The sequence below is a fragment of the Kocuria salina genome, from assembly GCF_013368965.1.
In the GTDB taxonomy this organism is placed as follows: Bacteria; Actinomycetota; Actinomycetes; order Actinomycetales; family Micrococcaceae; genus Kocuria; species Kocuria rosea.
The window spans coordinates 140,654-165,626 of record NZ_SSSF01000005.1; the positions used below are offsets into that span (position 1 = coordinate 140,654).

Genomic DNA, 24,973 nt, shown 5'->3' on the forward strand with positions numbered 1-24,973 from the left:
GCAGATGAAGGAGGGACGGGCCGTGCGGCCCGTCCCTCCTCCCGGTCCGGGGTCCTGCCCCCGGGCTCAGTACTTCTTGCTGCGCGGCTTGCGGAACGGCTTCTCGCCGTCCCGGTCGCCCGCGGAGTACCCGGAGCGCTTGCCCTGGTAGCCGCCGCGGGAGTCGTCGCCCCGGGCGCCGCCGCCGCGGCGGGGGCGGTCCTGGTAGGAGGACGAGGTGCTGCGGGGCCGGGTCCGGCCGCCGGCGCCCGGGCCGCGGTCGGCCTCGAGCTGGATGAGCTCACCGTTGATGCGCGTGCGGGAGAGCCGGTCCAGGGTGGAGGCGGGCAGGTTCTCGGGCAGGCCCACGAGGGTGTGGGTCGAGCGGATGTCGATCGCCCCGATCTGCTCGCCGCTCAGCCCGCCCTCGTTGGTGAGGGCCCCCACCACGGAGCCCGGCGAGACGCGGTGCCGGTGGCCGACGGACATCCGGTAGGTGGCCATGCCCTTCTCGGTGCGCGGCTCGCGGCGCGGACGGTCGTCGCCGTCCCGCCCCGGACGGTCCCGGTCGCGGGTGCGCTGCACCGGCTCGGGCAGCTCCTCCACGAAGAAGGGCCGCCCGTCCTGGGCCATCACGGCGATCGCGGCGGCGATCTCCACGGCGTCGACGTCGTGCTCCGCCTGGTACTGCTCGACGAGCTCGCGGAACTGGCCGAGGTCCTCGGACTCCATGGTGTCCGTGATCTGCTGGGCGAACTTGTCCTTGCGGGTCTGGTTCACGTCCTCCGTGGAGGGCATGCGCATGAGCTCCACCGGCTGGCGGGTGGCCTTCTCGATCGCGCGCAGCAGGTACTTCTCCCGCGGGGTCATGAACAGGATCGCCTCGCCGGAGCGCCCGGCGCGGCCGGTGCGCCCGATCCGGTGCACGTAGGACTCGGTGTCGTGCGGGATGTCGTAGTTGACCACGAGCGAGATGCGCTCGACGTCGAGCCCGCGGGCCGCGACGTCCGTGGCCACGAGGACGTCGATCTTGCCCTCGCGCAGGGCCTCGACCGTGCGCTCGCGCATGTTCTGCGGGATGTCGCCGTTGATCGCGGCGGCCGCGTAGCCGCGGGCCTTGAGCCGGTCGGCGACCTCCTCGGTGGCGGCCTTGGTGCGCACGAAGACGATGACGCCGTCGTAGTCCCCGACCTCGAGGATGCGGGTCATGGCCTCCATCTTGTGGGAGCCCATGACCTGCAGGTACCGCTGGCGGGTGTTGGTGCCCGTGGTGGTCTTGCCCTTGACGGCGATCTCCTGCGGGTCCCGCAGGTACTGCTTGGCGATCTTGCGGATCGCGGGGGGCATGGTCGCGGAGAACAGGGCGACCTGCTTCTCGACGGGCGTCTGCGAGAGGATCTGCTCGACGTCCTCGGCGAAGCCCATGCGCAGCATCTCGTCGGCCTCGTCGAGGACCACGTACTGCAGGTGGGACAGGTCGAGGGACCCCTTCTTGAGGTGGTCGATCACGCGGCCGGGCGTGCCGACGACCACCTGGGCGCCGCGGCGCAGCCCGGCCAGCTGCGGACCGTAGGGGGAGCCGCCGTAGACCGGCAGGACGGTGAAGTCCTCGAGGTGGGTGGCGTAGGAGGAGAACGCCTCGCCGACCTGGAGGGCGAGCTCGCGGGTCGGGGCGAGCACCAGGACCTGGGTGTCGCGGGAGACGCCGTTGACGTCGGAGAGCTCGGCGAGCCGGGACAGCGCGGGCACGGCGAAGGCCGCGGTCTTGCCGGTGCCGGTCTGGGCCAGGCCCACCACGTCCTTGCCCTGCAGCAGCACCGGGATGGTGGCGGCCTGGATGGGCGTGGGGTTCTCGTAGCCGACCTCGTCCAGGGTGGCGAGCACCCGGGAGTCGATGCCGAGCTCGGCGAAGGTGATGGTGTGCTCCTCGGCGGTGCCGGGGGTGCTGGGGGTGTCGACGGTCATGGAGAAGTGCCTCGTTATCTGTGCGGGTGGCGGCCCGGGAGCATGCCCAGGGGCGTCGGCCACGGTCGTGGTGTCCGGACGTCCCTGCCAACCACTTGGAGCCCTGCACGGGGCGGGAGCGTCGGACTCGGCGCGGCACGGGCCGCGACCGAACACGATGCACGGACGGCATCGCGTTGCACGAGAAAGTGAGGGAGTGACCGGATTCGGTCCGTCCAGTCTAGCGCACGCGACGGCGCGGTCAGCCCCGGCGGCGCACCAGCACGAGGTGCTTCTCGTCACGCACCTCGGTGTAGCCGGCGCCGTAGCGCTGCCGGGCCCAGCCGGCCACGTCCACCGGCGGGTTCCCGCCCCACGCGGCCCCGAGCCGGTCGACCACCACGTAGTCGGGGGCGGGATCACCCTCCGACCCCAGCCAGTGCACCTGCGCGCCGGGCACTAGGTGGTGCAGGAGGGTCAGGTCCGTGGCCACGCTCGCCCCCTCGGGGACGGCCGCGACGACCGCGGCCTTGGCGCCCGCCCGGGGGTCCGGACGGTAGGCGGCGGGGTCCACGAGGTCGGCCAGCGGGCGCCCCGGGACCATCAGGAGCGCGACGACGAGCGCCAGTGCCGGCGCGGCCCGGGCGAGCCGCCGGAGGCGTCCGCCGCGCAGCCGCAGCACGGCGTCGAGCAGGGCGACGAAGACAATGGGCATGAGGACGGCGCTGTAGTGCCAGCCCGTGCCCCAGTAGCCGTGGTTCGGCGAGAGCATCCGCCAGAGCAACGTGGGCAGCGCCACGAGCGCCAGCGGCGAGCGCACGGCGACCACCACGCCCACCGCCAGCACGGCCAGCCAGGTGAGCGCCTTCTGGCCCGGCAGCGCCAGGGAGACCAGGGCCCCGGCGGGGTCGGCCGCCACCGCCGCGAGGTCCAGCCGGTCCGCGTACGCGAACCGGCCGTCCGGGCTCAGGGCGGGCAGCACCACGGTCACCGCGAGCGCCGACCAGGCCGCGCCCCACGCGGCGAGGGCGAGCCCCAGCGCCACCGGGCGCCGGTCCCCGTCCGCCTCGCGGTGCGCCCGCCAGGCGAGCACCAGGCCGAGCACCGCGACCGTGACGCCCAGGTCCTCCTTGACGAACGCGACGGGGGCGGCCCACAGCGCGGCCGCCGTCCACCGCCGCTCCACCAGGCAGCCGAGGGCGAGGACCAGCAGCGGCAGGGCGAAGGCCACCTCGTGGAACTGCACCGCGACGGCGGCCTGCAGCCCGAAGCTGATCCCGTAGGCGAGCCCCAGGGCCGCGCCCGGGCCCGGGCCCAGCGCCCGGACCGCGAAGCCCGTCAGTGCCCCCGCGGAGACGGCCACGAGGACGTCCTGGACCACGAGGAGGGTCAGCGCGGACGGGAACAGCGCGTAGACCGGCCCCAGCAGCACCAGGATCGGGTGGAAGTGGTCGCCCAGCAGGTTCGCGCCGTGGCCCTTGATGTGCACGACCGGGCCGTCCCCGGCGGCGTAGGACTTGGCGAGCTGGGTGAAGATCCCCAGGTCCCAGGACGGGACCTCCCAGCGGTGCCACTGGAGCAGGGACCACCACACGTACAGGACGAGCACGAGGAGCCCCACGCCCAGCGGCACCAGCCGCGCCCGCCCGGTCAGCGGCGCGGGACGGGCCGGCGGGGCGGCGCGGCGGAGCGCGGTGGCGGGCATGGCCTCCTCGGTGGCGGGGGGCGCCGTCGGACAGGACTGCCATCATGGTCTCATGGCCGTCACCGCTCCCCCGCCCGCCCGCCGGCTCCCGGTGGCCCCGGACGCCGAGCTCGTGTGGGACCCCGAGGGCGCGCTGCACCTGGGCCAGACGCTCGGCGTGCTGGGCCGCGGCAGCGCCGATCCCCTGGTCCGGGTCGCGGCGCCCGACGCCGTGTGGGTCACCGCCCGGACGCCGGCGGGCCCGGTCACGGCGCTGTTCTCCCGCACCGGCGCCGGCCGGCCCCTGCAGCGGCCCGTGCGCGTGCGCGCGTGGGGACCGGGCGCCGAGCAGTTCCTGCTGGAGGCCCCGCGCTGGGCGGGCGCGGAGGACGCGTGGGAGCGGTTCGAGGCCTCGGACGCCTTCGGCGCGCTCCCCCACCGGCTGCGCGTCGCCCGGCACCACCACCCGGGGCTGCGGCTGCCCTCGACCGGCCGGGTGCTGGACCGCGCCGTGCTCTCGGTGCTCGAGCAGCGCGTCACCGTCCGCGAGGCCGTGGCGGCCCACCGGCAGCTCGTCCGGCGCCACGGCGAACCCGCCCCCGGTCCGGCGCCGGAGGGGATGCGGATCGCCCCGACCGCCGAGGCGTGGTGCCGGGTGCCCGTGTGGGAGTGGCACCGGGCGGGGGTCGACGGCGCCCGGGCCGCCACCGTCCGCCGCGTGGCCGGACGGGCCGCCGCCCTGGAGCGCCTGGGCCGGGCCCCGCTGGACGCCGAGCTGCACCGGGGGCTGCGCTCGATCCCCGGCCTGGGGCCCTGGACGGTCGCGGAGATCGTCCAGTGCACGCACGGGGACCCGGACTCGGTCAGCGTCTTCGACTTCCACCTCGCGGACACCGTGTGCTGGTTCTTCGACCGGCGTCCCGGCGACGACCGCCGGATGCTGGAGCTGCTGGAGCCGTGGCGGGGCGACCGGCAGCGGGTCGTGCGCCTGCTGCGGGCCTCCGGCTTCCGCAAGCCCTCGTTCGCTCCGCGGCTGCACCCGGAGGACCACCGGCGCCGGTGAGCGCCGGTGGCCCTCCGACGCGTGCCGGTGAGGACATCCTGTCCTTGCTGGCACGGCTGCACCGGCGGGCGTTCAATGGAGCCATGACCACCGAACACGTGATCCAGGAGCCCCACGGCGTGGGCTACACCGAGCGGATGAACAAGCTGCGGGCCGGGGTGCTGGGCGCCAACGACGGCATCGTCTCGGTCGCCGCGACGGTCGTCGGCGTCGCGGGCGCCACCGCCAGCTCGAGCGCGATCCTCACCGCGGGCGCCGCCGCGCTCGTGGGCGGGGCCCTGTCCATGGCCCTGGGCGAGTACGTCTCCGTCTCCAGCCAGTCGGACTCGCACCGGGCCCTGATCGAGAAGGAGGAGCGGGAGCTCGCCGAGATGCCCGAGGCGGAGCTGCAGGAGCTCGCCGAGATCTACCAGGCCAAGGGACTCTCCGAGGACACCGCACGGCGGGTCGCGGAGGAGCTGACCGAGCACGACGCCCTGGCCGCGCACCTCGACGCCGAGCTCAACATCGACGCGGAGGACATCGTCAGCCCCTGGAACGCGGCGGTCGCCTCCGCGCTGTCCTTCCTGCTCGGCGCCCTGCTGCCGCTCCTGGCGATCCTGCTGCCGCCGGAGGAGTGGCGGCTCCCCGTGACGTTCGTCGCCGTGCTCGCGGCGCTCGCCCTGACCGGCTGGCTCGGGGCCCGTCTCGGGGGCACGCCGCAGACAGGTCGCGCGGCCCTGCGCGTCGTCGTCGGCGGCGCCCTCGCCCTCGTCGCCACGTTCGCCGTGGGCTCCCTGCTCGGCGTCACGGGCCTCGTCTGAGCTGCCCCGGCACCCCCGGTGCCCCCGCGCCCGGGGGCACCGGGCGGTCCGGGCACGACGACGCCGGGCCCCGCCTCACGGAGAGGCGGGGCCCGGCGCGGTGGTGCGGGAGGGGTCAGGCGTTGGGCGCGTCCTGGGACTGCTTGGCGACCTCGGCGCGGACCTCTTCCATGTCGAGGCCCTTGACGGCGTCGATGACCTGGTCGAGGGCGGAGGCGGGCAGGGCGCCCGGCTGGGAGAAGACCAGGATGCCCTCGCGGAAGGCCATGAGCGTGGGGATCGACGAGATCTGGGCCGACGCGGCGAGCATCTGCTGCTCCTCGGTGTCGACCTTCCCGAAGACGATGTCCTCGTGCTTCTCCGAGGCGGCCTCGTAGGTCGGTGCGAACTGCTTGCAGGGTCCGCACCACTCGGCCCACCAGTCGAGCAGGACGATGTCGTTCTCGGCGATGGTCTGGCCCAGGGTGTCCTGGGTGATGTCAACAGTAGCCATGCCCTCCAGCGTAGAGGCAGAGCCGTCCGGGGGCACAGGATTTCACTGCCGGCTCAAGACCGGACCGCGGGCGCGCACTAGACTGGGCGTCCGGGCCGGGCCTCCGGCGCGGGCTCCGGGACCGGGACGCCGGTCCGGGGACAGACCCCGTGCACGCCGAGGTGCGCCATGAACTTCGAGATCGGCATCTTCTCGCTGGGCGAGGTGGTCCCGGACCCCGTCACGGGCACCCGGCCCGACAGCCGCCAGCGCCTGCGGGACATCATCGAGCAGGCCGAGGCCGCGGAGCGTGCCGGGCTCACCGTGATCGGCGTCGGGGAGAACCACGGGACGGACGTGGTGGCGGCCTCCCCCGTGGTGCTGCTCTCCGCCATCGCCGGCCGCACCCACCTCCTGCGGCTCACCACGGCCGTCTCCGTGCTCACGGCCGGGGACCCGGTGCGGCTCTACGAGCAGATCGCCATGCTGGACAACATCTCCGGCGGCCGGGCCGAGATGATCGTGGGCCGCGGCGCCTCGCAGCGCGTGCTGCGCGCCCTCGGGCTGGAGCAGCAGGACCACGACGCACTGTTCGAGGAGAAGCTGCGCCGGCTCCTCACGCTGCGGGAGACCAGTCCCCCGACCTTCGCCGGTCCGCTCGCCCGGGACGGCGTCGAGCTCGAGCTCGAGCCGCGCCCGCTGCAGCCGTGCCTGCCGATCTGGCTGGGCAGCTCCGGCACGCCGGCCTCCGTGGCCCGCGCCGGCGCCCTCGGGCTGCCCCTCGCCCTGCTGCGCACGCACGGCCCCTTCACCGGGGCGGTGCCCGTCGTCGAGGCCTACCGGCGGGCCCTCGAGGCGTCCGGCCGGGACGTCGGCACCCCGGTGGGCCTGAACGTGCCGGGCTTCGTCGCGCGCACCCCGGCGCAGGCCCGGGAGCTCAGCCACCCCTACTTCGCGGCGGGGGCCCGCAGCCACGGGCCTGTCGGGCCGGCGGATCCCCGCTGGTCCCGGGAGGAGTACGACCGGGAGTGCGGCCCGGACGGGACCCTCGTGGTGGGGGACGTGGACGAGGTGGTCGCCAAGATCGTGGCGCAGCAGCGCGCGCTCGGCCACCAGCGCCTCCTGCTCCGGATGGACGCGGGAGGCGTCCCGCACCACCTGGTGCTCGAGTCGATCACGCTGCTGGGCGCCGAGGTGGTGCCGCGGGTCCGCGCCGCCCTGGGCTGACGCCCGGTGCCGGGACCCGGAGCTCGGGGCCGGGGACTCCGGCTCAGGCCGGCGCGGGGGACGCCGTGAGCACCACGTTCTTCCCCCAGAGGTCCTCGGTGTAGCAGCTGACGATGACCAGCCGGTCCGGGACGATGCGCCAGATGTCGCTGTCCTTCAGGGTGTTCTTGTCGTGGGTGACCACCGAGTCCACCACGTACTCCAGCGTCCCGGACCCGGTCTCCAGCTCGATCTCGCTGCCCACGAGCCCGGGATCGCTCAGCCGGTTGAACGGGGCGTCCCGGTCCTCCCAGCTGTGGCCGGTGATGTAGGTGGTGTTCTCCGAGCCCTCGCCCGGCATGCCGTACGGGGTGAGCCAGTAGCCGTCCAGGGTGTCCGGGGGGACCAGCAGCTCCGTGGCCAGCTCCTGCTCGCTCGGCGTCAGCGGCAGGACGGTCACCTCGAACCGGGCGTCCTCGACGGTCAGCCGCACGGGCGCCGCCGCGGGCGGCCGGTCGGCGGCGGGCGCGGCCGAGGGGGTGCCCGTGGGCGCCGGGGTGGCGGGGGCCGCCGAGACGGCCTCCGCCGGGGCGGTCGCCGTCGCGGCCGGGGAGCCGGCGTCCTCCGCGCCCCAGGGGCCCGTCAGCAGGACCGCGGACAGGGCGGCCACGGCGCCGAGACCGCCGACGGCGGCCCAGCGCGTGCCCGCACGAGGTCGCGGCGCGGTCTGCTGCTCGGGTGCGTCCATGCTGGCGTCCTCCGGGGATCGGCTGGGGAAATGGCTGCGCCCTGGTGCCGCGCGAGCGCGGCACCAGGGCGGTCAGCGGTTCGGGATCAGGCGCGGGCGCGGCGCACCCGGAGCGCCACGGCCCCGGACACGGCCGCACCGGCGGCCAGCAGGCCGGCCAGCAGGCCGGTGCTGAGCCCGCCCTCCTCGGCGGTCTGCATGTTGATGCCCTGGTTCACGCCGGAGTCGGTGCCGGTGCCGGCCCAGTCGTCCGAGTCGCTCCAGTCGTCGGAGCCGCCCCCGATGCCCAGGACGTCGCAGTTGCCCTGGAAGAGCGCCACGAGATCCGCGCCGTCCTCCATGAAGACCTCGCCCTGGGCGCGGGCCTCGACGGCGGCGGACTGGAAGTTCGCCGCGGCGGCGGAGGTGGCCGCGTAGGCCTCGGCCACGGCGGGATCGCTGCTCGAGGCCGCGTAGGACTCCTGCAGGCGCAGGATCTCGTTCCAGGCGGCCTGCGCCCGGTCGACGGTGTCGTCGTTCACGATGGCGTCCTCCAGCACGGCCTGCTGGGTCTGGAGCTGGCCCAGGACCGCCTGGTCGGTGACGAGGGAGTTGAAGTGCGTGCCCGCGTCGTAGAGGTGGTCGGCGGCGGTGACCAGGTTGGTCACCGCGGTGCTGGCGGCGGGGGCCACACAGGTGTCGGCGTGGGCGGCGGGGGCGCCCAGGAACAGGCCTCCGGCCAGGACGGCAGCCGACGAACCCGCGGCCACCCACTTCTTCACAGCAGTCATATCGGTCTGTCTCCTCAATCGTTCAGAACCCCGGGCCTGCCCCTGGGGTACCAGCGCGCGGCACAGTCCTTCCCAGCGTCCTCGGCGTGGCACGCCGGCGGGAGCGCTGCGGGGTCGGTCGTGCTGCTGGTCATCCGGAGTAGGGAGTCCCGACGTGCCGGCTCGGGGAGTGCTGGCACGTGGCCGGATGATGCTGTCATCTCAAGCTACAAGGATATTCATGTTCTTAGCAATTGTTAAGGCTGGAACGGCGCGGCGGCCTCTCCGGCGTGTCCCCGGACCAGGGGACTCGGGCGCGGAATTCCGCGCGAGCCGGAGGTCCTCCGGCCGCCACCCGGGGACCACCCCGGCGGCCTGCGGCCGACCGGGGCGACGGGCGCGTCCCGGCGGCGGGGGACGAGCTGTTCCCGCCGTGACGTGGGACGACGAAGGCCCCGGTCCGCGGACCGGGGCCTTCGTGGTGGAACTCGTGGCAGATGAGGGATTCGAACCCCCGTAGGCATTGCCAGCTGATTTACAGTCAGCCCCCTTTGGCCGCTCGGGTAATCTGCCGGGGTGCTGCCGCCGGCCCTTCCGGACCGGTGGTGTCCGCCCCCGCGTGCGGGAGCAGTTCAACAGTACAGAAGATCCGGCGCGATGCGAAATTGCCGGGGACGGCTCAGGCGGCGAGCCGCTCGCACACCTGCTGGAGGAACCTCTCCGCCTGCTCCGCGGTGATCTCCCCGTGGGTCACGGCCTCCGCGAGGTCCTCGGCGACCCCGATCAGCCGCTGCGCCGCCTGGGGGTCGAGCCGTTCGGTGGCCGAGGCCCCCGTGCCCGGTCGGGCCGGCGGCGCCGTCCCGTCGGCGGTCGCGGCCGCCGGTCCCAGCCCGATGCCCATCAGCAGGACCGCCGCCAGCGCGGTGGCCGCCACGGCGCTTCCGCGCCGGGTCCGCCCCGGGCCGGGCGTCACGTCGTCGTGACCCTCGGATGTGCTCATGCCGCCATCCTTGGAGACCGACCTGGACGGATCCTTGGGCGCAGGTCACGAAACGGTGACGGGGCCCTCCCCGGTAGGCTGGGGCACAGTCCTGCGGGCCGCACGCCGCCCGTCCACCGTCCCAGCCCAGGAGGCAGCATGGCCAGCGATTCCTCGTTCGACGTCGTCAGCAAGGTCGACAAGCAGGAGGTGTCCAACGCCCTGAACCAGGCCCAGAAGGAGATCGCGCAGCGCTACGACTTCAAGGGCGTGGGCGCCGAGATCGACTTCTCCGGCGAGAAGATCCTCATGAAGGCGAACTCCGAGGAGCGCGTCAACGCCGTCCTCGACGTCTTCCAGTCGAAGCTGGTCAAGCGCGGCATCTCCCTGAAGTCCCTCGACGCCGGGGAGCCCTTCGCCTCCGGCAAGGAGTACCGGATCGAGGCCTCCGTGAAGGAGGGCATCGCCCAGGACCAGGCGAAGAAGATCACCAAGCTCATCCGCGACGAGGGCCCCAAGGGCGTGAAGGCCACCATCCAGGGCGACGAGCTGCGGGTGTCGTCGAAGTCCCGCGACGACCTCCAGGACGTCATCACGCTGCTCAAGGGCTCGGATCTCGAGGTGGACCTGCAGTTCATCAACTACCGCTGAGGTGGCGCATAGCCCCTAGTCAAGCCCCGTTCAGCCCTCCGCGGTCCGCCCAGAGTCCGCAGGAGGGCTGAACACTTGGCCCATCAGCCCGGCGGCGGCCCGCCTTGTGGTGTCCTCCGCGGTCGGCCAGAGGTGCGAGTAGACCGAGAGCGTGATCGATGCATTCGAGTGACCGAGCGCCCGCTGCACAGTCACCACGTCGCAGCCGGCCGCGATCAGCCCGGAGGCATAGAAGTGTCTGAGGTCGTGCAGGTGGAAATCGACGTCCGCCGCCTTGGTCGCCTTCCGCCACCAGTAGCCCACCGCAGCGCGGTCCGGCGGGTTGCCATGTGGGCCTCGGAACAGCCACTCCGCGTCGCCGATGACCCCGCGCTCGATGTGGCCACTGAGTGTCTGCAGCAGGGCGTCCGGCAGATAGACGTCTCGCTCGGACCCGTACTTGGGCGCACGGATTTCGACAGCCCCAGCTCCGGCGCGCTGGACTTGTCGCTCGATGTGAAGCATCCGCCGGAGGAAGTTGATGTCGGCGAGTTGCACACCGGCAGCCTCCCCCAGACGTAGACCACCGAAGGCACAGAGGGCGAAGAGGGTGGCGTAGTGCTCGTCTGCGGCCTTGAGGACGTCCCGCACCTGCTCGGGGGTGGGGATCACCATGGCGTGCTCGCGCTTCCGAGAGGCAGGTAGCCGGACGCCGGCGGTCACGTCCTCGGCGAGACGCCGGTCGGCAACGGCGGCTCGGATCACGATCTTCACGTAGTTGAACCGAGTCCGCACCGTCGAGGGCGCCAGATGCTCCGACATGCCCTTGACCCACGCCTCGACATGGGAGCGACGGAGCTTCCCAAACGGGACATCGGAGAACGAGCAAGATCCGACAGCGGTGTCCGCGGCCGCCCTTGTGCCAGCCGTCCATACCTGTCGAACCCGGAACGTCGGGTAGTACTCCCCCAGCGTCTCCCGACCGTGAGCAGGATCCACGTACCGGCCCGTCTTCACCGCGGTCGTGACCTCGTCCAACCAATTCTGGGCGTCAATCTTCCGTGGGAAGTGCCGAGCATGCTCCTTGCCCGCGCCATCTCGGTAGCGGGCCCGCCAGACGCCGTCCGGGCGCTTCTTGATGGATGCCATCAGAGCATCCGCGGCTTTCGGCGCCCGGTGTACGGGAGGAGGATGCCATCGGCCTGTGTGTCCGACATATCCGTCTCGACGCGATTCTTCTCCTCCTCGACCACGGACACCGGGTCTTGCCCGAGCAGCGATCGGTGCGCGTCCCCAGCCAAGTCGGACGCGTCGATTGAGAGGACTTCTCCGAAGCGGATGAGGTTATGGCGACCGGCCACCATCACGCGTGTCGCCTCCTGGAGATCACGGGTGGCCCAGTGGATCGCCGAGGAGGCGACGTCGTAGGCCTGTTCCGCAAGTGCCGCCTGCTCTTCGCCCACGAGCGACCGAATGTCAGTCCCGAGCACTTCCGCCAGCGCTGCGCCTTCCGTCAGCTTGAGGGACCGCTCCCCCTTCTCCACAGAAGACACCGTGCCCTGGGTCCACTTGAAGCCTTGCCTGGTCATCTTGGCCGCAAGGTTCTGCTGCGAAGTCTGGCCCCGTAGCGCCGCCACGATCGCCCCAATGTCTTTGTCTGTCTTTGGCATGATGCCAGCGTAGCGGAAAATCCAGTTGTCAGTCATAGCGAATGCCTGTACAGTGGATTTTACGATGAACAATCATCGGAAATGACTGTAGGAGGAGACATGGCGGACAAGTTGCTCACCGTCGAAGAAGTCGCCGAGATGCTGCGGAAGACCCCCACGGCTCTGCGGTACCAGATCCACAAGGGCACCGCCCCGCGGTCCGCGAAGATCGGCGGCCGGCGCATGTTCCGCGAGTCCGACGTCATCGCGTACATCGACGCGGCGTTCGACATGGCCGCTGCGGCCTGATCACCCCACACCTCAGTTAGACCACCCCCAAGGTTCCCCCCGAGCTCCTACTCCCCCCGAAAGGACACCCCCATGTCCACGCTCACCCCCACCCGTCCCGCTCCCACGTCGACCCGATACCACCGTGACCAGAACGGCTTCGAGATCGACTATCTCCAGGAGTACGACGAGGGCAAGGCATACCTCCACTACATCGAGGAGTGGTCCCCGTCTCAAGACGAAGCGATCCTCACAGGCGCCGCAATCACCTCCCTCTGCGGCAAGAGCTGGGTCCCCGCGGCAACGGACTACATCGGGCCCCACAGCAACGAGAACAGCCGGCTGGTCTGCCCGAAGTGCTACCAGCAGACGCTCCTCCGCCGCTAGATCAACCGCCTAACCGAATACTCCCCCACACCGAAGGGCCGTCCGGTCCCCCCACGGGCGGCCCTTCGCATACCTGCAACACCCAGCTGACCGCTGGAGAGAAGAGGACCGACGCGTGAGCCAGGCAAGGCGCAGCACCCCCGCCCCCCGCGGCTTCCGGCTCGCCGTCGCCCAGGTGCTCGTGCTCGTCGTCCAGACCAGCGCAGACCAGTACCGGCGCCGCGTGTTCCTGTCCCTCGCCGCAGCCCAACGAGCCGCAGACAGGGCCGAAGCCAAGGGCCACGACGCCCACGTCATCCTCTGCCGCCTTGTGCCCGTGACCGGGCCTGATCACGCCGGCGGTGATGCTGCGTGACCAAGCAGGCCAAGACGCCCGGAGACAAGGGCTTCAAGTTCTGGTGGCACAAGATGGCCACCCGCGACGCTGAGCTGACCCCTGCCCAGTACCGGGTGCTCATGGCGGTGTGGGACTACACCGACGAGCTTGGCCGCAATGCCTTCCCCGGCCGTGACGGGATCGCCCGCGGATCCGCCTGCGGCCCCCGCACTGTGGACCGTGCACTACCTGTCCTCACCGCTGGCGGCTACCTGACAGTCATGGATGAGGGCGGCAGAGGGAAGGGCGGACGTGGCCTCGCCACCGTCTACGCGCTCGGGATCGCGGCCCACTGGCGAGAGGAAACCCCCGCCAACGTGACGGGTGTTTCTGAGGTGGCTCCTGTGGATAACGAGGCAGGAAACCCCCGCCAACCTGACGGGGGTATTGGTGAGGAAACCCCCGCCAACGAGTCAGAAACCCCCGCCATCCTGACCGAAACCCCCGCCAACGAGTCACTAAACCCCCGTCACGATGGCGGACCCATCAGATCCTCATCAATTCCTTCCTTCAAATCAGAAAAACAAATCCGGCCGACGTCTCCCAGCCCATCGTCACCTGCGCCTGTGGACAACTCTTGCTTGCTCGAAGGATCGGACGAATCGGGAGAACCGGACACGGCCGAGGCCTACGACGAGCTCGACCGGCTGCAGGCCAACGAGTCCACACCGGAGACCCCGGACTACCTCGCCGGCCTTGATGCCTTCGCACCCCTCGAGCCCACCGACGAAGAGGAGTGGGACGACGGGGAAGAGCCCATCGACGGCTCAGAGCCCGACCAGTCAGACAACGTCGGCCGGATCAATGAATTCCAAGGGGAGAACAACCAGGAGCACCAGGAGGCGCCGGTAGTGGCGCTGGCCCGCTTCCGTAACCGAGGGCACCCTGCCCGGGCCCAGGAGCTCGCGTCCGCCATCGCTGACGGCTGGAGGGTCCCCGAGTGACCGACCACGACGAGCGACGCGTGGAGCAGATGCTCCGCACCGCCAAGACCAAAGCGGACCTCGAGGACCTCGTCCGCATGCTCGACCGCCGCAACGTCCAGCTGCAGCGCGTCCGCGACCGACTCGCCCACCTCCTCCACCAGGCACGACAGGAGCAACCGTGAACAACATCCCCGCGCCCCCTCCCCCGCTCCCTCGCGACCAGGAAACCGCGCACACGAGGCTCATGGTCGAGATCGAACAGCACAAGGAAGACGGCCTACGCATCCCCTGCCACGGCCGCGACTCAGCCCTGTGGATCTCACCCAAAGCCCCAGAGCAACGCAACGCCGCAGAAGCCTGCAACGACTGCCCAGCACTCCGCACCTGCCGCACCTACGCCATCGCCCACAACGAACCCACCGGCGTCTGGGGCGGCATGAACACCACAGCACGCGAACAGCACCGCAAGAACCAGACCCTTAGGAGCGCAGCATGAGGCCCACCCCCCAACCCACCCACCGTGTCAAAGCCCGCGATCGCCGCGCAGCAAAGCGCAGGTCCATCAAGCGAGCCCGCGCCACGCGCCGGCACCTCATGGAACCCCAGGAGTTGATCTGACCCCATGGAAACCACCACCCTGCCCCCGGATGACCGGCGGTGCACGAAGAAGTCCAAGCAGTCCGGGAACCGGTGCCGCCGGTGGGCCGCCCCCGGACAGGATTGCTGCGTGATGCACGGCGCGAACAGCCCCGGCGCCCGAGCCAAGGCTGAGCGGCGAATCCTCACCGAGCAGGCCCTCGCCGAAGCCGAGGCAGTCCTCGCCCACGAGGGCATCGCACCGATCGGCAACCCGCTCGAGGAAATGGGGAAAGTCGCCGCGGAGGTGATCGCACTCAAGGACGCTCTTGCCCGCCGAGTGAACGCTCTGCAGTACGGGCTCGGCACCATGAACAGCCTCGGCACCGAACAGCTGCGCGTGGAAGTGGAGCTGTACGAGCGGGCCCTCGACCGATCCGGGCGCTTCCTCGACCTGCTGGTGAAGAACGGGTTCGAGGCCAAGCGCATCCGGCTCGCCGAGGAACAGGCGCAACTACTCGCAGGCGTGGTGCAAAGAGTCCTCGCCGCGGCCCGTCTTACCCCCGAACAGTGGGAGCTCGCACGGGCAGCTGCCGCTGAGGAGTTTCGAGCGCTCGCCGCCATCGAGGGGAAAGCCGCATGACCGCCTACCAGCCGCCCCGGCGGACACCCTTCCACGCCGTGGTTACCGGGCTCCCTGCTGGCGTGATCCTCCGTCACCTGAACCACGGGGAGATCAACGCTGTCCGCCGCACCTGGCAGCTGCAAGGACTGGACTCCTACGTCCGGGTACTCGATGACGCCCTCGACCAGCTCAAAGCCTCCAACGAGGACTACAACAGTCGGGTCAACGTCGGCATGAACCCTGAGCCGGCGCAACGCCCTCGGGAGAAGGAGCCCATCACAGACCCCATCAACACGGAACAGGCCGCGGCGCTGCTCGGCCGCTCTGCCGAGTGGGTGAGGCGCCTCATCAGAGAGGAACACCTGATCGCCGAGCGGTTCGGCAAGGGCTGGATCCTCTCCCGGGCCAGCGTCCTCGCCTACCGCGACGCCCGGACGGGAGAGGCAGAAGCCGCGTAGTTCCGGGCGCGGAAGCCCGGAAGTTCCGCCAGTGGGCCGGTAGCGAGCATGAACCTACCGGCCCACACTGCTGCTTAAGAGCGGAGAACCCATGACCAAGACACTCATCCCCAACATCGACGAGCAAGGCAACTTCACCAGCCCCCAAGTGCTCCAACAGCTCGACGCGAGGTACGCCAGCGCAGGGACCACGACCACCACCGTGGACTCCGTGGTAGCTGCGCAAGGCGCCCACTACATCTACGGAACAACCGAACCCGCTGAGACCACCTACACGACCGCCGAGGGCGCCACATACCCCGTGGTGTGGGTGGCCCCAGGCGCGGGCACAGCCCCCTCGACGGTGCCACTGGTGTCCCCACTCGACACGGACAGCGACCTCATGGCCCGGTGGGAGATCGCCCGCCACAACGGCACCGCCGGCACCCCCGTCACCAGCCTGAACCGCACCGCCGGAACATGGGCCGCCGCAGCGCTGACCGGCGCCAACGGCCCGACGTTCACCACCGGGGCCATCAACGGACGACCCGCCCTTAGGTTCGACGGTATCGACGACCACCTCGACCTTGACCACGCCGACCTCACCGGCCCAACCACGTTCATCGCGGTGGCCAAGCTCAACACCTACGGCACCGGCCGCCTGGTGTCCTCCATCAGCGGCACCAGCTACCGCATGATCCGCACCTCATCCAGCGCCGACCAGCTCGGTATCCTCACCAACGGCACGAACACCAGCCTCTACGCCCCGTGGAACCTCAGCACCGGGTGGATGATCGTCGTGGCCGTCGTCGACACCACCAGCCGCCTCTACCTGAACACGCGCACCCCGCTGACCGGGGCAGGACCGGCCCTGACCACCCAGGCCGACCTCCGCCTCGGCCGCGGGTCCGGGACCTCCACCCAGTACACGGACATGGAACTGGCGGACCTGGCCATCCTCAACCGCGGCATCAGCGACTACGACGCCCAGCGCTTCATCGACGAGCTCACCGCCAAGTACAAGATCAGCATGGGGGCGTAATGGCCTGGCCCGACGAAACGACCGCCGACCAGCTCACGACCGCCAACGGCACTCCCTTTAGGCGAGCCCGTCTCTACCCCAATGGGGTCCCCGACCGGGCCACGATCCACGCCCCGACCGCCATCGCCGAGGGTGGCCCCGCAAGACTGGTGATCGCCTTCCATGGCACTGATGGTTTCGACTCCACCATGGACGGCAGCTTCCAAGTGCCCACCCGGGACGCGTTGCTAGACGCCGGCTACGTGATCGTGTCCGGCCAGCTCGGCACGAACACCTGGGGCAACGCCACCGGCATCGAACGGCTGGTCAACCTCTACGCCTGGTGCCAATCGGTGTGGGAAGTGACCGACACCCTGTTCTACGGGCAGTCACAGGGCGGCGGCGTGGCCATGGCCGCAACCAGGCTAGGCGTCGTGCCCACGCTCCGCGCCGTTGCCCTGCTTGCCCCGGCCGTGAACTTCCAATGGGTCGCCACCCAAGGCGGGTCCTCCACCGCGATCCTCGACGCCTACGGCGCGACCGTCGACAACTTCGCGCAGCTCTCCGCCGACCGAGCACCACTGGCAGGCACAACCGCGGACTACGCCGGTCTGCGCGTGCAAGCGTGGGCGTCCTACGCCGACACGACCACGCCGAAGAGCGAGCACATCGACCAGTTCCCGGCCCTCGGGCTCACCGCGAGCATGGCGTCCTTCTCCTCGGTCACGGTGGCCGGCGGGCACCTGTCCACGGATCACTACCGCCCCCAGGACGTCGTCAGCTTCTACAGCGGGGCGCTGAACTCGCAGCCCCAGTCAACGCCGGCCACCCTTAGGCGCTGGACCGGCGACCAGTGGGCACCCACCACGCTGCAGATCTGGGCAGGAAACGCATGGGGTTAGGCCGCCCCAAGGTGGCTTAGTTCCGAGAGCGGAACCACGGAAGTTCCGGTGGCGGCCGTACGAGGACAGTGGGACATGTGACCGGTTGGGCCCCGCCCTCCTGGAGCCGGTCAAACGGGGCGGTGGCGTGGTGGCCACCGCCCCGCCCCATACCTGGAAACACCAGTAGGAGACCGACATGAACGCCACAGACGCCCGCATCCTCGCAGCGCTGAGGGGTGAACCCGCCCTCAAGACCATCACCCCCGCTCCCAGCCCCGCCTCCAACATCCTCACGTCCCTCCCCGGCCTCGTCGCCGAGTGCCTCGAGACCTCGGCCCGGACCCACGTGACCGAGATGCAGCTCAAGGACGGCGCCGACCCCGCCGACGCCCGGGCCACCACCGACATCGAGATCCGCATCGCCTACGAGGCCGCGGTCAAGGCCGGCCACAACGACCTCGACGCCCTGCAGCACGTCACCCGGCACCTCGACAAGCGCAACGCCTACTACAAGGGCCGCACCACCCTCAGCAGCACCCGGGTGTTCGCCGAAGCCCAGGCCAACGCCTACACCCCCCGCATCCTCCGACAGATCCAGGAGTCCTGACCATGGCCGCCACCCCCGTCCAGAAGGCCGAGAAGGCCCTCGAGACCGCACGCACCACCGTCCGCCAGTGGCAGGACAAGGCCGCCGGCGCCCGCGCCGAAGCCGCAGAGCTCGACGCCAACAGTGGGGCCCTGATCCTCGCCGACCCGGCCGTCGCCGAGGAGATCTCCATCAAGGTGGACGCCTGCCACCGCCGTGCCCGGGCGTTCGAGGGAGCCGCGCAGGCGGCCCGGGAGCAGGTCCAAGAGGCCCGCACGGCGCTCCTCGAGGCGTGGGCCGCCCAGTACGACAAGGACGCCGCCACGGCCAAGCAGGCGCACGACGAGCACAAGGTGAAGATCAACGAGCTCCTCGCCCAACTCAAGGACCTCGACGGCTGGGAGTACAAGCCCGCCGATGCCCCCACGGAGCCGGGGTCCTCCTACACCATCGGCCGCTCCGCGCACCTCCACCAGGTGTGGCGCAGGGCGCTCAACCGTGCGGCCTACTGCCGGTTCGCCCTCGCCGAAGGGATGCACCCCGCGGGAGCGTCGAGTCTGCGGCAGTACGGCGGTGACGTCGCCTGGTCCGAGGACATGGGTAGCGTGGTGGGTCCGACCCCGGAGGCGGCCCTGCAGTACCTCGCCGAACTCGACCGGGAACGTACCGGCCAGTCCATCCCCGGCTCGGAGCCTGCTGACGGGCCTGACGACGAGTTCGACCCGGTGGAGGACGCCGACCTCATCTCGGCCATGGGCGGCAACCGGTGAGCGCCGAGATCGAGCGGATCAAGGCTCTCAGCGGGCCCGAGCGCACCGCAGCGATCATCCGCGCCAGCCTCACCCCCGAGCAGCAGCCCCACGCCGAGGCCATCATCGAGGCATACGAGGACGCCCTGCACCAGCTCAGCCTCACCGCCGAGGAGCGCATCGGGACGTCCCTCACGGACGCCCACAGGGCCGGTCGGGACCCCGGGGAGGTGGCCCGCCGGTGGCTGTGAACGACGACGCCCTAGCCCACGTCCGGGACGCGTCCGCCCTCACGAAGCGGATCCAGGACGAGTACGTGCGGGACATTGTCGCCGCATGGGTCGGCGCTTGGAACGACCTCCGCCCCCAGTTCGAGGATGCCCTGTCCGACGTGATGCTCGGCGCCGAAGACGGGTACGTCACCCACGCGCAGATGTCCAAGGCCACCCGCCTCGCGAAGGCTCTCAAGGCGGCTCACACGCAGCTCACGTTCCTGTCGGAGGAGAACGAGCGGCTCATCGTCCGTGACCTCGATGACGCCATCAGTGCCGTCGTGGACGCCAACGCCGCCGCCATCGCATCCCAGCTCCCCGCCGGCCAAGCCGGGCTCGTCGTGACTTGGGACCGCATGAGCGACGACGCGTTGGCCGCGATCGTCACCCGCACCACGCAACAGGTGCAGTCCGCCCGGTGGCACCTCGCGGACGACGCCGTGGCCGCGATGAAGAAGAACCTGATCCGCGGTATCGCCGTCGGGGACAACCCGCGCAAGGTCCGCGGGAAGATGGTCAAGGACACCGAGACGGCCTTCAACGGCGGCCTCTCCCGGACGCTCAACCTCGCGAGGACCGAGATGATGGACGCCCACCGGTTCGCGTCCCAGGCCTCCGACGAGGCCAACAAGGACATCGTGAAGGGCTGGACCTGGATCACCGAGCTCTCATCCCGCACCTGCATCGCCTGCGCGGTCATGCACGGCACCGAGCACCCGATGACCGAGATGGGACCGAAGGGCCACCAGTCGTGCCGCTGCACCCGGGCACCCATCACGAAGTCCTGGGCTGAGCTCGGCATCCCCGGGATCGAGGACGACAAGCCGACCCTGCAGGACCCGGAAGCCTGGTTCAACAACCTCACCGCCGACAGCCAGCTCGACGTCATGGGCAAGTCCCAGAAACGCCTCGACGCCTACTTGAACGGCGACGTCACCTGGTCCGAGCTCGCCTCCACCAAGAAGACACCCGCCTGGCGGGACTCCATCGTCCCCATCCCCGTCAGGGACCTCCCTACTCCCTCCAAGGCTAGGAGAGTCGCAGCATGACTGAGATCGCCCCCACCTGCCACATCAACGACCTGCCCAGGAAGCCGGCCGCACTGAAAGGGTGCCCTGAGTGCCCATGGTCGGAAAGCAACCGCGGCCGCGAATACATCACCGACCTGTTCACCGACGAGGGCTACTCCCAGATCTGGAGGTCCGTGGCCAAGGACGGCGAATTCTTCGGCTGCCACATGTTCGACGGTGACCTGGTCCACGTACCGCCGGAGGGCGAAGCCATGGGCATCAAGAAGTCCGTCGACATCGGCGGCCGCAAGGAATGCGCCGGCGCCGTGGCCACGATCCACCAAGAGCTGCAGATCCTCATGGGTTACAACGACTACGAGTCCTACATCAAGGACCGCCCCGTGGGCTTCTCGAAGAAAGCCCTCTCTATCCTGCAGGCCCGGGCTAACGGGGAGCTGGAGCCCGAGCTCCGGTTCAACACGAGCGACAGCGCGGAGACGGTGTCGGACCCCATGGAACGGGTCGTCCGGCCCTCGTGGGAGTGGCAGCTGGGCCGGCACGGCCAAACCAACGTCATGATCACCGCGGAGGCGCTCGGGGCGCCCTGCACTTGCAAGTTCTGCGCCGAGCACGCCAACCTTCACCCGGCCAAGACGCTCACCACGGTGACCGGTGAGCAGGTGCAGGTGGACGAGGAGTTGCACGGGCTGCTGAGCGCCATGAACGCCACGGGGATCCGCACCACCGGCAGTTGCATCAACTTCTCGGACGGCCTCGATCAGTTCGAACCGCATCGGATACCGATCTTCATGAAGGCACCCGAGGGAGCCCTCAACTACCGGGACGTCCTCATGGACAAGGCCGCCTACATCCGCATGAACAACCAAGACGTTCCGACGCAGGCGTTCCTGCAGTTCGCGGCCAAACTCCCCGGAGTTAAGGTCACCGAGTACCACATCATGAGTCAGGTCGTGTTTCCACAGGAGAGGATCCTCCAGCTCACTGTCCTGGCCCGCAACGTCAAGAGGGCCGCAGATAAGACCAGGGCCAAGAGGGCAGCGTGAGCACTGACCTCCGGGTGCGCGTGGCCACCGCCGCGGACGACGTGGCGGTGGCCACGCTCCTCACCGACGCCTACCAGGGCACCGGAGTGCCGTTGCTGGAGCGGGCCGAGGACGTCGCTGCACGGCGCCAGCAGGGGCTCGTGATTGTCGTCGAGCGGCTCGGCTGGCTGGTCGCCACCTGTACACTCGCACCACGCCAGGCCACCCCTGGGGCCATGCTTCTGTCCCGCTTCGCCGTGCACCCCACCGCGCAACGCCAGGGAATCGGAAACGACGTCCTCAAGGAGTTGGTGGCCTTGCTCGTCGCCCGCGGTGTCACCACGGTGGCAGGCTTTTCCCTCCACCAGATGCAGACCGCTCACCGGCTCTACCAGCGCCTCGGCGCCCACCCCACCCACTACGCCCACGGCACCCACTACGAGCTGAACCTCATCGCACGGCCATAGGCCTCGTGCGTAGAAAGACGAGGGCCCGGACACCTGGTGGTGTCCGGGCCCTTCTGGCCATCAGACGAACGTCACGCCGCCATCCTCGTAGGCACTCTTCGGTTCCACCGGCGGAAGGTTGGCGGCAACCGCGGCATAGGCCCTACAGAGCTTCTCGAGGTGCTCCGGACGTTCCCCAGGCATCCACTGCTGGAGGCCAGAGATCTCTGCCTTGATCTCTGCGAACAATGCGTCGGCGGTCTCCTGCTGCTTGGACATGGTGCTCTCCCTCTCCTATGCGGTGCGGGATGGGGGCCCGCTCGTTTCAGCCTACTGGTGGCCGAAGACGCCGCTGGGGATCAGACGTCGCCCCACTCCATGAGCTTGGTTTCGAGGTCCTCCATGGCGCTGGCGAGCCGTCGCCCGTCGACCTGGCACGCGGCGAGTTCCGTGGTGCAGTCGAGTTCTTGCCATCCTTCCGCCAGGGTGTGCGCCTCGTCCGCCTTCTCGATCGTCGTCTCGGTCAGCCATTCCCCCTCGTCGGGGACATCGCCGATGTAGGCCGGCACCCCGGGCTTGCTTGCGCCCTCGAAGCTGGCGCTTACCGTCTGGCTGATGAAGTTGGCCGTCGTGATGTTGGCCATGCAGAACGGGCTCTGGCCGACCTGTGAGAAGCAGTTGTTCTCGTCCCAGTCAGCTCGCCATTCGGTGACCGAGCGCTCCTGCTCAGAGGCGATCTCGCCGTAGTCCCGGATGTCTCCCTCGTACTGGCCATCCTTCGTGGCCGTAGCCGCGGTGGGAGACGGACTTGCCGTCTCAAGCTCACTCGCGGCCGTGGACGTGTCCTCCGCGCAGCCGGCCAGGAAGAGGGGCAACACGAGCAGAGGGACAAGGTGAGGGCGACGCATGGGTACTCCTGAGCACTGGGGGTGTTCACTATCGTAACGACGCCTGTCGATCCGCCGCCCTCTGATCCCCATCGTTACGCATCGAGCCAGCCACAATGGAGAGACATCCACGAGGAGGACGCGATGACAGAGACCCCTGAGACCCCGGAAGACCATCCCGGAGTCGACAAGCCGACGAGAGACGATGTCCGCAGACGTCTCCGTGAGAAGTTCCCAGGATGGGAGGGCTCCGAGGACCGACCTATGTCCTTGGAGCGATTTGAGGAGCTTGCTTCCCTCTCCAACGAGGAGCGCGCTGAGCTGCTTGCGCCAGAGGAACTCGCGGAGTTTGATGAGCTGAAGGAGATCACGGGAAGAGCGGGCGCGAGATTAGCGTCTCTTTATGGAAAGTCGGTTCTACCAAGCTTCGACAACTCTGCGATTGCCCGCGCAATCGGACAAAGTTCCATGTTCAAAGGCCTCAACGCCGGATCCGGCATGGCGAGCCTCATCAACCAGGGTTCAGCCAGCAAGTTCCTCGGCGCTGCGTCCGTCACGGATGGCCTTCTCACCAGTTTTCTGCCGAAGATGGATTTCGCGTCCGCCGGCGGAGCGCTAAACGTCCGCTACCCGGCCATCACCGGCCCAGCCATAGAAGGTCTCACTCGGTCCATCCTGGCCAATTCTGGATGGTCTGATGTCTCCAAGCTGATCAGCACTTCGGCGGTGGCCAGCTTCCAGTCCCCCGAGCTCAAGCGACTCATCTCACCCACCTCGACACTCGCAGTCTCACGGCTGCTTGTGTCGACGCCAGCGATCGGCAGATTGCTCAGCGACGTCGCGTGGCGACTTGAGGCAGATGCAGTCCGGGAGGAGTCCGACGAGGACACGCGGGCCCTCCAGGTGGAAGAGCTCATGCGCGATGAGCAGCTCTTGGACGACGCCTGGCAAGACATCGAACGCGTGCTGTTCTCGGACAAGCACCTACGACGGCGAATCAAGGCCGACGCCAAACGACTCGCTCCGCAAGCGAAGACGAGCCGCAAGACGATCCGGAAACTTCTCGTGGTCATTATCTGGCTCTGTGTCGTCGTTGCTCCATGGACGGATGGAGAACGGTCAATTGAGGACATCTCGGCGCCTATGGAAGAGGTGGCAAACACCCTTCTCGCCTACCTTGCAGCACATCCGGACGGTCGAAAGAACTCACAGCACAAGAACCCTCTGCGGAAGAACGGGCCTCGCCGCAGGCGCCACCGGAGGAAGAGGAAGAAGTAGCAACCGGGGAGTCACCCCTGTCACCGGGCCCAGGGAGAGTACTCGTTCCGCTTCTTCCATTCCTCGATGGCCGAGGCGGGGATGAGGTACTTAGCGGCCTTGTTGGTGCCCGGGCGGACCGTGCGCAGCCCGCCGAGGGCAGGCCCTTTCCGGCATAGCTGCCGGATCGTGTCGGCGTGGTACGGGATCAGGCCGAGCTCGGCGACCTGGGCGACGGTGTACAGCTTCTCGAGCTCAGGAGATTTAGCCATAACGGAAGAATACGAATGAACCGCCGTTAGTGCCAATTAAGGAAATGGCAATTGATACCGCTTTCACCTTTCACTGTGAATTATCCGCGGCAGGGACGATAAGAAGCAACGCCCCGGTCACTATCCGGCGACCGGGGCTGTGCTTCGCCAAGCTGGGATTACTATCAGCGAAGAAGCCGTGTCACTTGAACTTCCAAGACCCACGGCAAACGGGCACTTACTATTCGGTCGGCTCCGGCCACCGCTCCTCGTACGAGGCAGGCGTGAGTGCCTTCCGGAGCGCTGAGAGTGCAGCCTGCAGCTCGTCGAACGCCGGCTCGGTGGCCCCCGGCGTAACCGGCAGGTGGAAAGCGCCGCCATTGGAGAGCTCCGCCTCCACTTCAACCATGTACGGGGCGGAGTTGAACGCACCGTCGTAGCTCCCCTGCACCTGAGTGACGGCGAGGCTGCGGAGGGCGAGCGGGTAGGCGGTTGTGGTCAGATCACGCTCGGTAGCCACTGCCCGGTAGAACACCGTTTCCGAGAAGGCAATCACCACGCCGCCGAGATAGCCGTTGTTGAGCTGCTCCTGAGCGTCATCACCCTTCCGCGGGTGGGTCATCGTGGCGCCGATGTACAGGATCGGCTCGTCGTGGTCGTGAATGGCCGCGATTTGGAAGATGGCGTTGCCCAGCCACGTGCCGCTGGCGTTGCTGCGGAAGTTCCGGGGAAGCTCGTCGTTGCTGTTCAGGGCTCGTCGAACGAGCTTGATGGAGAAGTCCTTGTAGTCGGGCATCGGGGGTCCTTTCCTGGGGGAATTTCCATCGTCCCTCGTTCCAGGCAGGCGCGGGTGGACCGCGCACCGTGTCGCGATAGAGCGCCAGGTCTACACCGTGATGGCCTTTCCACGGGTCGTGGTCTCGGGCCCTGTAGTCCGCAAGAAGTCCGCAGAAAGCCCGCAAGCGGTCGAACAGGAACCATCAGGCGCTACGAGATGTCCCCGGAAATACGCGGGAGTTAGCTGCCTGCAACCACTGGCAAAGACC

At 69.4% G+C, this 24,973-nt stretch carries 33 protein-coding genes and 1 tRNA gene; 21 read left to right on the forward strand and 13 right to left on the reverse strand.

All coding sequences use genetic code 11. From position 1 onward, the window contains the following. Positions 1–66: 66 nt before the first annotated feature. Positions 67–1,944 carry a DEAD/DEAH box helicase gene (locus E7Z53_RS11550; RefSeq protein ID WP_035924945.1) on the reverse strand — a complete coding sequence of 626 codons (1,878 nt, stop codon included), beginning with the start codon at positions 1,942–1,944 and terminating at the stop codon, positions 67–69. 241 nt (positions 1,945–2,185) lie between these two features. Then, the gene (locus E7Z53_RS11555; RefSeq protein ID WP_176337788.1) at positions 2,186–3,628 is read right to left on the reverse strand and encodes a DUF2079 domain-containing protein; all 1,443 of its coding nucleotides are present in this window, start codon (positions 3,626–3,628) and stop codon (positions 2,186–2,188) included. 52 nt (positions 3,629–3,680) lie between these two features. Here E7Z53_RS11555 and E7Z53_RS11560 point away from each other — a divergent pair, with 52 nt between their 5' ends. Then, a complete protein-coding gene (locus tag E7Z53_RS11560; protein WP_017834261.1) occupies positions 3,681–4,670 on the forward strand; it encodes a DNA-3-methyladenine glycosylase family protein in 990 nt (329 codons plus the stop codon). An 83-nt stretch (positions 4,671–4,753) separates the two neighbouring features. Continuing rightward, a complete protein-coding gene (locus E7Z53_RS11565) occupies positions 4,754–5,473 on the forward strand; it encodes a VIT1/CCC1 transporter family protein (protein WP_109221997.1) in 720 nt (239 codons plus the stop codon). Between the two features lie 115 nt (positions 5,474–5,588). Here E7Z53_RS11565 and trxA read toward each other — a convergent pair whose 3' ends face one another. Then, a complete protein-coding gene (gene trxA / locus E7Z53_RS11570; protein ID WP_035924949.1) occupies positions 5,589–5,966 on the reverse strand; it encodes a thioredoxin in 378 nt (125 codons plus the stop codon). Positions 5,967–6,134: 168 nt separating this feature from the next. Between trxA and E7Z53_RS11575 the strand changes: the two genes are divergently transcribed. Then, positions 6,135–7,172 (forward strand): LLM class flavin-dependent oxidoreductase, encoded by a 1,038-nt coding sequence (locus tag E7Z53_RS11575; protein ID WP_109221996.1) that lies wholly within the window; start codon positions 6,135–6,137, stop codon positions 7,170–7,172. A 43-nt stretch (positions 7,173–7,215) separates the two neighbouring features. Here the strand turns inward: E7Z53_RS11575 and E7Z53_RS11580 are convergent, their stop codons facing one another. From E7Z53_RS11580 to E7Z53_RS11595, 4 genes are all read right to left on the reverse strand, one after another. Continuing rightward, positions 7,216–7,899: a class F sortase gene (locus tag E7Z53_RS11580; protein WP_176337789.1), complete on the reverse strand. Its 684-nt coding sequence runs from the start codon at positions 7,897–7,899 to the stop codon at positions 7,216–7,218. 86 nt (positions 7,900–7,985) lie between these two features. Beyond that, positions 7,986–8,669 carry a hypothetical protein gene (locus E7Z53_RS11585; protein ID WP_146193867.1) on the reverse strand — a complete coding sequence of 228 codons (684 nt, stop codon included), beginning with the start codon at positions 8,667–8,669 and terminating at the stop codon, positions 7,986–7,988. Between the two features lie 470 nt (positions 8,670–9,139). Further along, positions 9,140–9,221: transfer RNA gene (locus tag E7Z53_RS11590), tRNA-Tyr, on the reverse strand. Positions 9,222–9,327: 106 nt separating this feature from the next. Continuing rightward, a complete protein-coding gene (locus E7Z53_RS11595; RefSeq protein WP_176337790.1) occupies positions 9,328–9,648 on the reverse strand; it encodes a hypothetical protein in 321 nt (106 codons plus the stop codon). Positions 9,649–9,786: 138 nt separating this feature from the next. Here E7Z53_RS11595 and E7Z53_RS11600 point away from each other — a divergent pair, with 138 nt between their 5' ends. Beyond that, positions 9,787–10,278, forward strand: a complete 492-nt coding sequence (locus E7Z53_RS11600; RefSeq protein ID WP_017832435.1) for a YajQ family cyclic di-GMP-binding protein — start codon at positions 9,787–9,789, stop codon at positions 10,276–10,278. Between the two features lie 30 nt (positions 10,279–10,308). Here the strand turns inward: E7Z53_RS11600 and E7Z53_RS11605 are convergent, their stop codons facing one another. After that, entirely contained in the window at positions 10,309–11,406 is a 1,098-nt protein-coding gene (locus E7Z53_RS11605; RefSeq protein WP_176337791.1) for a tyrosine-type recombinase/integrase, read from the reverse strand. After that, positions 11,406–11,963, reverse strand: a complete 558-nt coding sequence (locus tag E7Z53_RS11610) for a helix-turn-helix domain-containing protein (RefSeq protein WP_176337792.1) — start codon at positions 11,961–11,963, stop codon at positions 11,406–11,408. Before E7Z53_RS11610 ends, E7Z53_RS11605 begins: the two co-directional genes overlap by 1 nt. A gap of 63 nt (positions 11,964–12,026) precedes the next feature. Here E7Z53_RS11610 and E7Z53_RS11615 point away from each other — a divergent pair, with 63 nt between their 5' ends. From E7Z53_RS11615 to E7Z53_RS11690, 16 genes are all read left to right on the forward strand, one after another. Beyond that, positions 12,027–12,215, forward strand: coding sequence for a helix-turn-helix transcriptional regulator (locus E7Z53_RS11615; protein WP_255219539.1), 189 nt, complete (start codon positions 12,027–12,029; stop codon positions 12,213–12,215). 72 nt (positions 12,216–12,287) lie between these two features. Continuing rightward, positions 12,288–12,581 (forward strand): hypothetical protein, encoded by a 294-nt coding sequence (locus E7Z53_RS11620; protein ID WP_176337794.1) that lies wholly within the window; start codon positions 12,288–12,290, stop codon positions 12,579–12,581. 115 nt (positions 12,582–12,696) lie between these two features. Continuing rightward, positions 12,697–12,936, forward strand: a complete 240-nt coding sequence (locus E7Z53_RS11625; RefSeq protein WP_176337795.1) for a hypothetical protein — start codon at positions 12,697–12,699, stop codon at positions 12,934–12,936. Further along, positions 12,933–13,901, forward strand: coding sequence for a hypothetical protein (locus tag E7Z53_RS11630; RefSeq protein WP_176337796.1), 969 nt, complete (start codon positions 12,933–12,935; stop codon positions 13,899–13,901). Before E7Z53_RS11625 ends, E7Z53_RS11630 begins: the two co-directional genes overlap by 4 nt. Continuing rightward, complete coding sequence (locus E7Z53_RS11635) at positions 13,898–14,065, forward strand: hypothetical protein (protein ID WP_176337797.1); 168 nt, start codon at positions 13,898–13,900, stop codon at positions 14,063–14,065. The genes E7Z53_RS11630 and E7Z53_RS11635 overlap by 4 nt, the downstream gene beginning before the upstream one ends. Continuing rightward, positions 14,062–14,379, forward strand: a complete 318-nt coding sequence (locus E7Z53_RS11640; protein WP_176337798.1) for a WhiB family transcriptional regulator — start codon at positions 14,062–14,064, stop codon at positions 14,377–14,379. The genes E7Z53_RS11635 and E7Z53_RS11640 overlap by 4 nt, the downstream gene beginning before the upstream one ends. A 126-nt stretch (positions 14,380–14,505) precedes the next feature. After that, positions 14,506–15,102 carry a hypothetical protein gene (locus E7Z53_RS11645; RefSeq protein ID WP_176337799.1) on the forward strand — a complete coding sequence of 199 codons (597 nt, stop codon included), beginning with the start codon at positions 14,506–14,508 and terminating at the stop codon, positions 15,100–15,102. Beyond that, complete coding sequence (locus tag E7Z53_RS11650) at positions 15,099–15,542, forward strand: helix-turn-helix domain-containing protein (protein ID WP_176337800.1); 444 nt, start codon at positions 15,099–15,101, stop codon at positions 15,540–15,542. The genes E7Z53_RS11645 and E7Z53_RS11650 overlap by 4 nt, the downstream gene beginning before the upstream one ends. A gap of 91 nt (positions 15,543–15,633) precedes the next feature. Then, complete coding sequence (locus E7Z53_RS11655) at positions 15,634–16,563, forward strand: hypothetical protein (RefSeq protein ID WP_176337801.1); 930 nt, start codon at positions 15,634–15,636, stop codon at positions 16,561–16,563. Then, complete coding sequence (locus E7Z53_RS11660; RefSeq protein ID WP_176337802.1) at positions 16,563–17,444, forward strand: hypothetical protein; 882 nt, start codon at positions 16,563–16,565, stop codon at positions 17,442–17,444. The genes E7Z53_RS11655 and E7Z53_RS11660 overlap by 1 nt, the downstream gene beginning before the upstream one ends. 178 nt (positions 17,445–17,622) lie before the next feature. Continuing rightward, positions 17,623–18,033, forward strand: coding sequence for a hypothetical protein (locus E7Z53_RS11665; RefSeq protein WP_176337803.1), 411 nt, complete (start codon positions 17,623–17,625; stop codon positions 18,031–18,033). 2 nt (positions 18,034–18,035) lie between these two features. Beyond that, a complete protein-coding gene (locus E7Z53_RS11670; RefSeq protein WP_176337804.1) occupies positions 18,036–18,782 on the forward strand; it encodes a hypothetical protein in 747 nt (248 codons plus the stop codon). Further along, on the forward strand, positions 18,779–19,012 hold the full coding sequence (locus E7Z53_RS11675; RefSeq protein WP_176337805.1) for a hypothetical protein: 234 nt from the start codon (positions 18,779–18,781) through the stop codon (positions 19,010–19,012). The genes E7Z53_RS11670 and E7Z53_RS11675 overlap by 4 nt, the downstream gene beginning before the upstream one ends. Next, complete coding sequence (locus E7Z53_RS20800; protein WP_176337806.1) at positions 19,003–20,082, forward strand: phage minor head protein; 1,080 nt, start codon at positions 19,003–19,005, stop codon at positions 20,080–20,082. The genes E7Z53_RS11675 and E7Z53_RS20800 overlap by 10 nt, the downstream gene beginning before the upstream one ends. Then, positions 20,079–21,107, forward strand: a complete 1,029-nt coding sequence (locus tag E7Z53_RS11685) for a hypothetical protein (protein WP_176337807.1) — start codon at positions 20,079–20,081, stop codon at positions 21,105–21,107. The genes E7Z53_RS20800 and E7Z53_RS11685 overlap by 4 nt, the downstream gene beginning before the upstream one ends. Further along, positions 21,104–21,553, forward strand: a complete 450-nt coding sequence (locus E7Z53_RS11690; protein ID WP_176337808.1) for a GNAT family N-acetyltransferase — start codon at positions 21,104–21,106, stop codon at positions 21,551–21,553. The genes E7Z53_RS11685 and E7Z53_RS11690 overlap by 4 nt, the downstream gene beginning before the upstream one ends. A 60-nt stretch (positions 21,554–21,613) precedes the next feature. Here the strand turns inward: E7Z53_RS11690 and E7Z53_RS11695 are convergent, their stop codons facing one another. Both E7Z53_RS11695 and E7Z53_RS11700 read right to left on the reverse strand, forming a co-directional pair. Further along, complete coding sequence (locus tag E7Z53_RS11695; protein WP_176337809.1) at positions 21,614–21,811, reverse strand: hypothetical protein; 198 nt, start codon at positions 21,809–21,811, stop codon at positions 21,614–21,616. 80 nt (positions 21,812–21,891) lie between these two features. Next, entirely contained in the window at positions 21,892–22,440 is a 549-nt protein-coding gene (locus tag E7Z53_RS11700) for a hypothetical protein (protein ID WP_176337810.1), read from the reverse strand. 123 nt (positions 22,441–22,563) lie between these two features. Between E7Z53_RS11700 and E7Z53_RS11705 the strand changes: the two genes are divergently transcribed. Beyond that, a complete protein-coding gene (locus E7Z53_RS11705; RefSeq protein ID WP_176337811.1) occupies positions 22,564–23,697 on the forward strand; it encodes a hypothetical protein in 1,134 nt (377 codons plus the stop codon). Between the two features lie 20 nt (positions 23,698–23,717). Here the strand turns inward: E7Z53_RS11705 and E7Z53_RS11710 are convergent, their stop codons facing one another. Further along, entirely contained in the window at positions 23,718–23,948 is a 231-nt protein-coding gene (locus tag E7Z53_RS11710; RefSeq protein WP_176337812.1) for a helix-turn-helix domain-containing protein, read from the reverse strand. Between the two features lie 220 nt (positions 23,949–24,168). Continuing rightward, a complete protein-coding gene (locus E7Z53_RS11715) occupies positions 24,169–24,723 on the reverse strand; it encodes a hypothetical protein (RefSeq protein ID WP_176337813.1) in 555 nt (184 codons plus the stop codon). Between the last annotated feature and the right edge of the window lie 250 nt (positions 24,724–24,973).

Coding starts and splice junctions, on each gene's coding strand:
- E7Z53_RS11660 (WP_176337802.1), top strand. CDS start 16,563: ATGGCCTGGCCCGACGAAACGACCGCCGACCAGCTCACGACCGCCAAC.
- E7Z53_RS11665 (WP_176337803.1), top strand. CDS start 17,623: ATGAACGCCACAGACGCCCGCATCCTCGCAGCGCTGAGGGGTGAACCC.
- E7Z53_RS11595 (WP_176337790.1), bottom strand. CDS start 9,648: ATGAGCACATCCGAGGGTCACGACGACGTGACGCCCGGCCCGGGGCGG.
- E7Z53_RS11695 (WP_176337809.1), bottom strand. CDS start 21,811: ATGTCCAAGCAGCAGGAGACCGCCGACGCATTGTTCGCAGAGATCAAG.
- E7Z53_RS11705 (WP_176337811.1), top strand. CDS start 22,564: ATGACAGAGACCCCTGAGACCCCGGAAGACCATCCCGGAGTCGACAAG.
- E7Z53_RS11605 (WP_176337791.1), bottom strand. CDS start 11,406: ATGGCATCCATCAAGAAGCGCCCGGACGGCGTCTGGCGGGCCCGCTAC.
- E7Z53_RS11585 (WP_146193867.1), bottom strand. CDS start 8,669: ATGACTGCTGTGAAGAAGTGGGTGGCCGCGGGTTCGTCGGCTGCCGTC.
- E7Z53_RS11655 (WP_176337801.1), top strand. CDS start 15,634: ATGACCAAGACACTCATCCCCAACATCGACGAGCAAGGCAACTTCACC.
- E7Z53_RS11620 (WP_176337794.1), top strand. CDS start 12,288: ATGTCCACGCTCACCCCCACCCGTCCCGCTCCCACGTCGACCCGATAC.
- E7Z53_RS11700 (WP_176337810.1), bottom strand. CDS start 22,440: ATGCGTCGCCCTCACCTTGTCCCTCTGCTCGTGTTGCCCCTCTTCCTG.
- E7Z53_RS11610 (WP_176337792.1), bottom strand. CDS start 11,963: ATGACTGACAACTGGATTTTCCGCTACGCTGGCATCATGCCAAAGACA.
- E7Z53_RS11580 (WP_176337789.1), bottom strand. CDS start 7,899: ATGGACGCACCCGAGCAGCAGACCGCGCCGCGACCTCGTGCGGGCACG.
- E7Z53_RS11685 (WP_176337807.1), top strand. CDS start 20,079: ATGACTGAGATCGCCCCCACCTGCCACATCAACGACCTGCCCAGGAAG.
- E7Z53_RS11650 (WP_176337800.1), top strand. CDS start 15,099: ATGACCGCCTACCAGCCGCCCCGGCGGACACCCTTCCACGCCGTGGTT.
- E7Z53_RS11670 (WP_176337804.1), top strand. CDS start 18,036: ATGGCCGCCACCCCCGTCCAGAAGGCCGAGAAGGCCCTCGAGACCGCA.
- E7Z53_RS11645 (WP_176337799.1), top strand. CDS start 14,506: ATGGAAACCACCACCCTGCCCCCGGATGACCGGCGGTGCACGAAGAAG.
- E7Z53_RS11575 (WP_109221996.1), top strand. CDS start 6,135: ATGAACTTCGAGATCGGCATCTTCTCGCTGGGCGAGGTGGTCCCGGAC.
- E7Z53_RS11565 (WP_109221997.1), top strand. CDS start 4,754: ATGACCACCGAACACGTGATCCAGGAGCCCCACGGCGTGGGCTACACC.
- E7Z53_RS11600 (WP_017832435.1), top strand. CDS start 9,787: ATGGCCAGCGATTCCTCGTTCGACGTCGTCAGCAAGGTCGACAAGCAG.
- trxA (WP_035924949.1), bottom strand. CDS start 5,966: ATGGCTACTGTTGACATCACCCAGGACACCCTGGGCCAGACCATCGCC.
- E7Z53_RS11615 (WP_255219539.1), top strand. CDS start 12,027: ATGGCGGACAAGTTGCTCACCGTCGAAGAAGTCGCCGAGATGCTGCGG.
- E7Z53_RS11715 (WP_176337813.1), bottom strand. CDS start 24,723: ATGCCCGACTACAAGGACTTCTCCATCAAGCTCGTTCGACGAGCCCTG.
- E7Z53_RS11555 (WP_176337788.1), bottom strand. CDS start 3,628: ATGCCCGCCACCGCGCTCCGCCGCGCCGCCCCGCCGGCCCGTCCCGCG.
- E7Z53_RS11550 (WP_035924945.1), bottom strand. CDS start 1,944: ATGACCGTCGACACCCCCAGCACCCCCGGCACCGCCGAGGAGCACACC.
- E7Z53_RS11560 (WP_017834261.1), top strand. CDS start 3,681: ATGGCCGTCACCGCTCCCCCGCCCGCCCGCCGGCTCCCGGTGGCCCCG.
- E7Z53_RS11710 (WP_176337812.1), bottom strand. CDS start 23,948: ATGGCTAAATCTCCTGAGCTCGAGAAGCTGTACACCGTCGCCCAGGTC.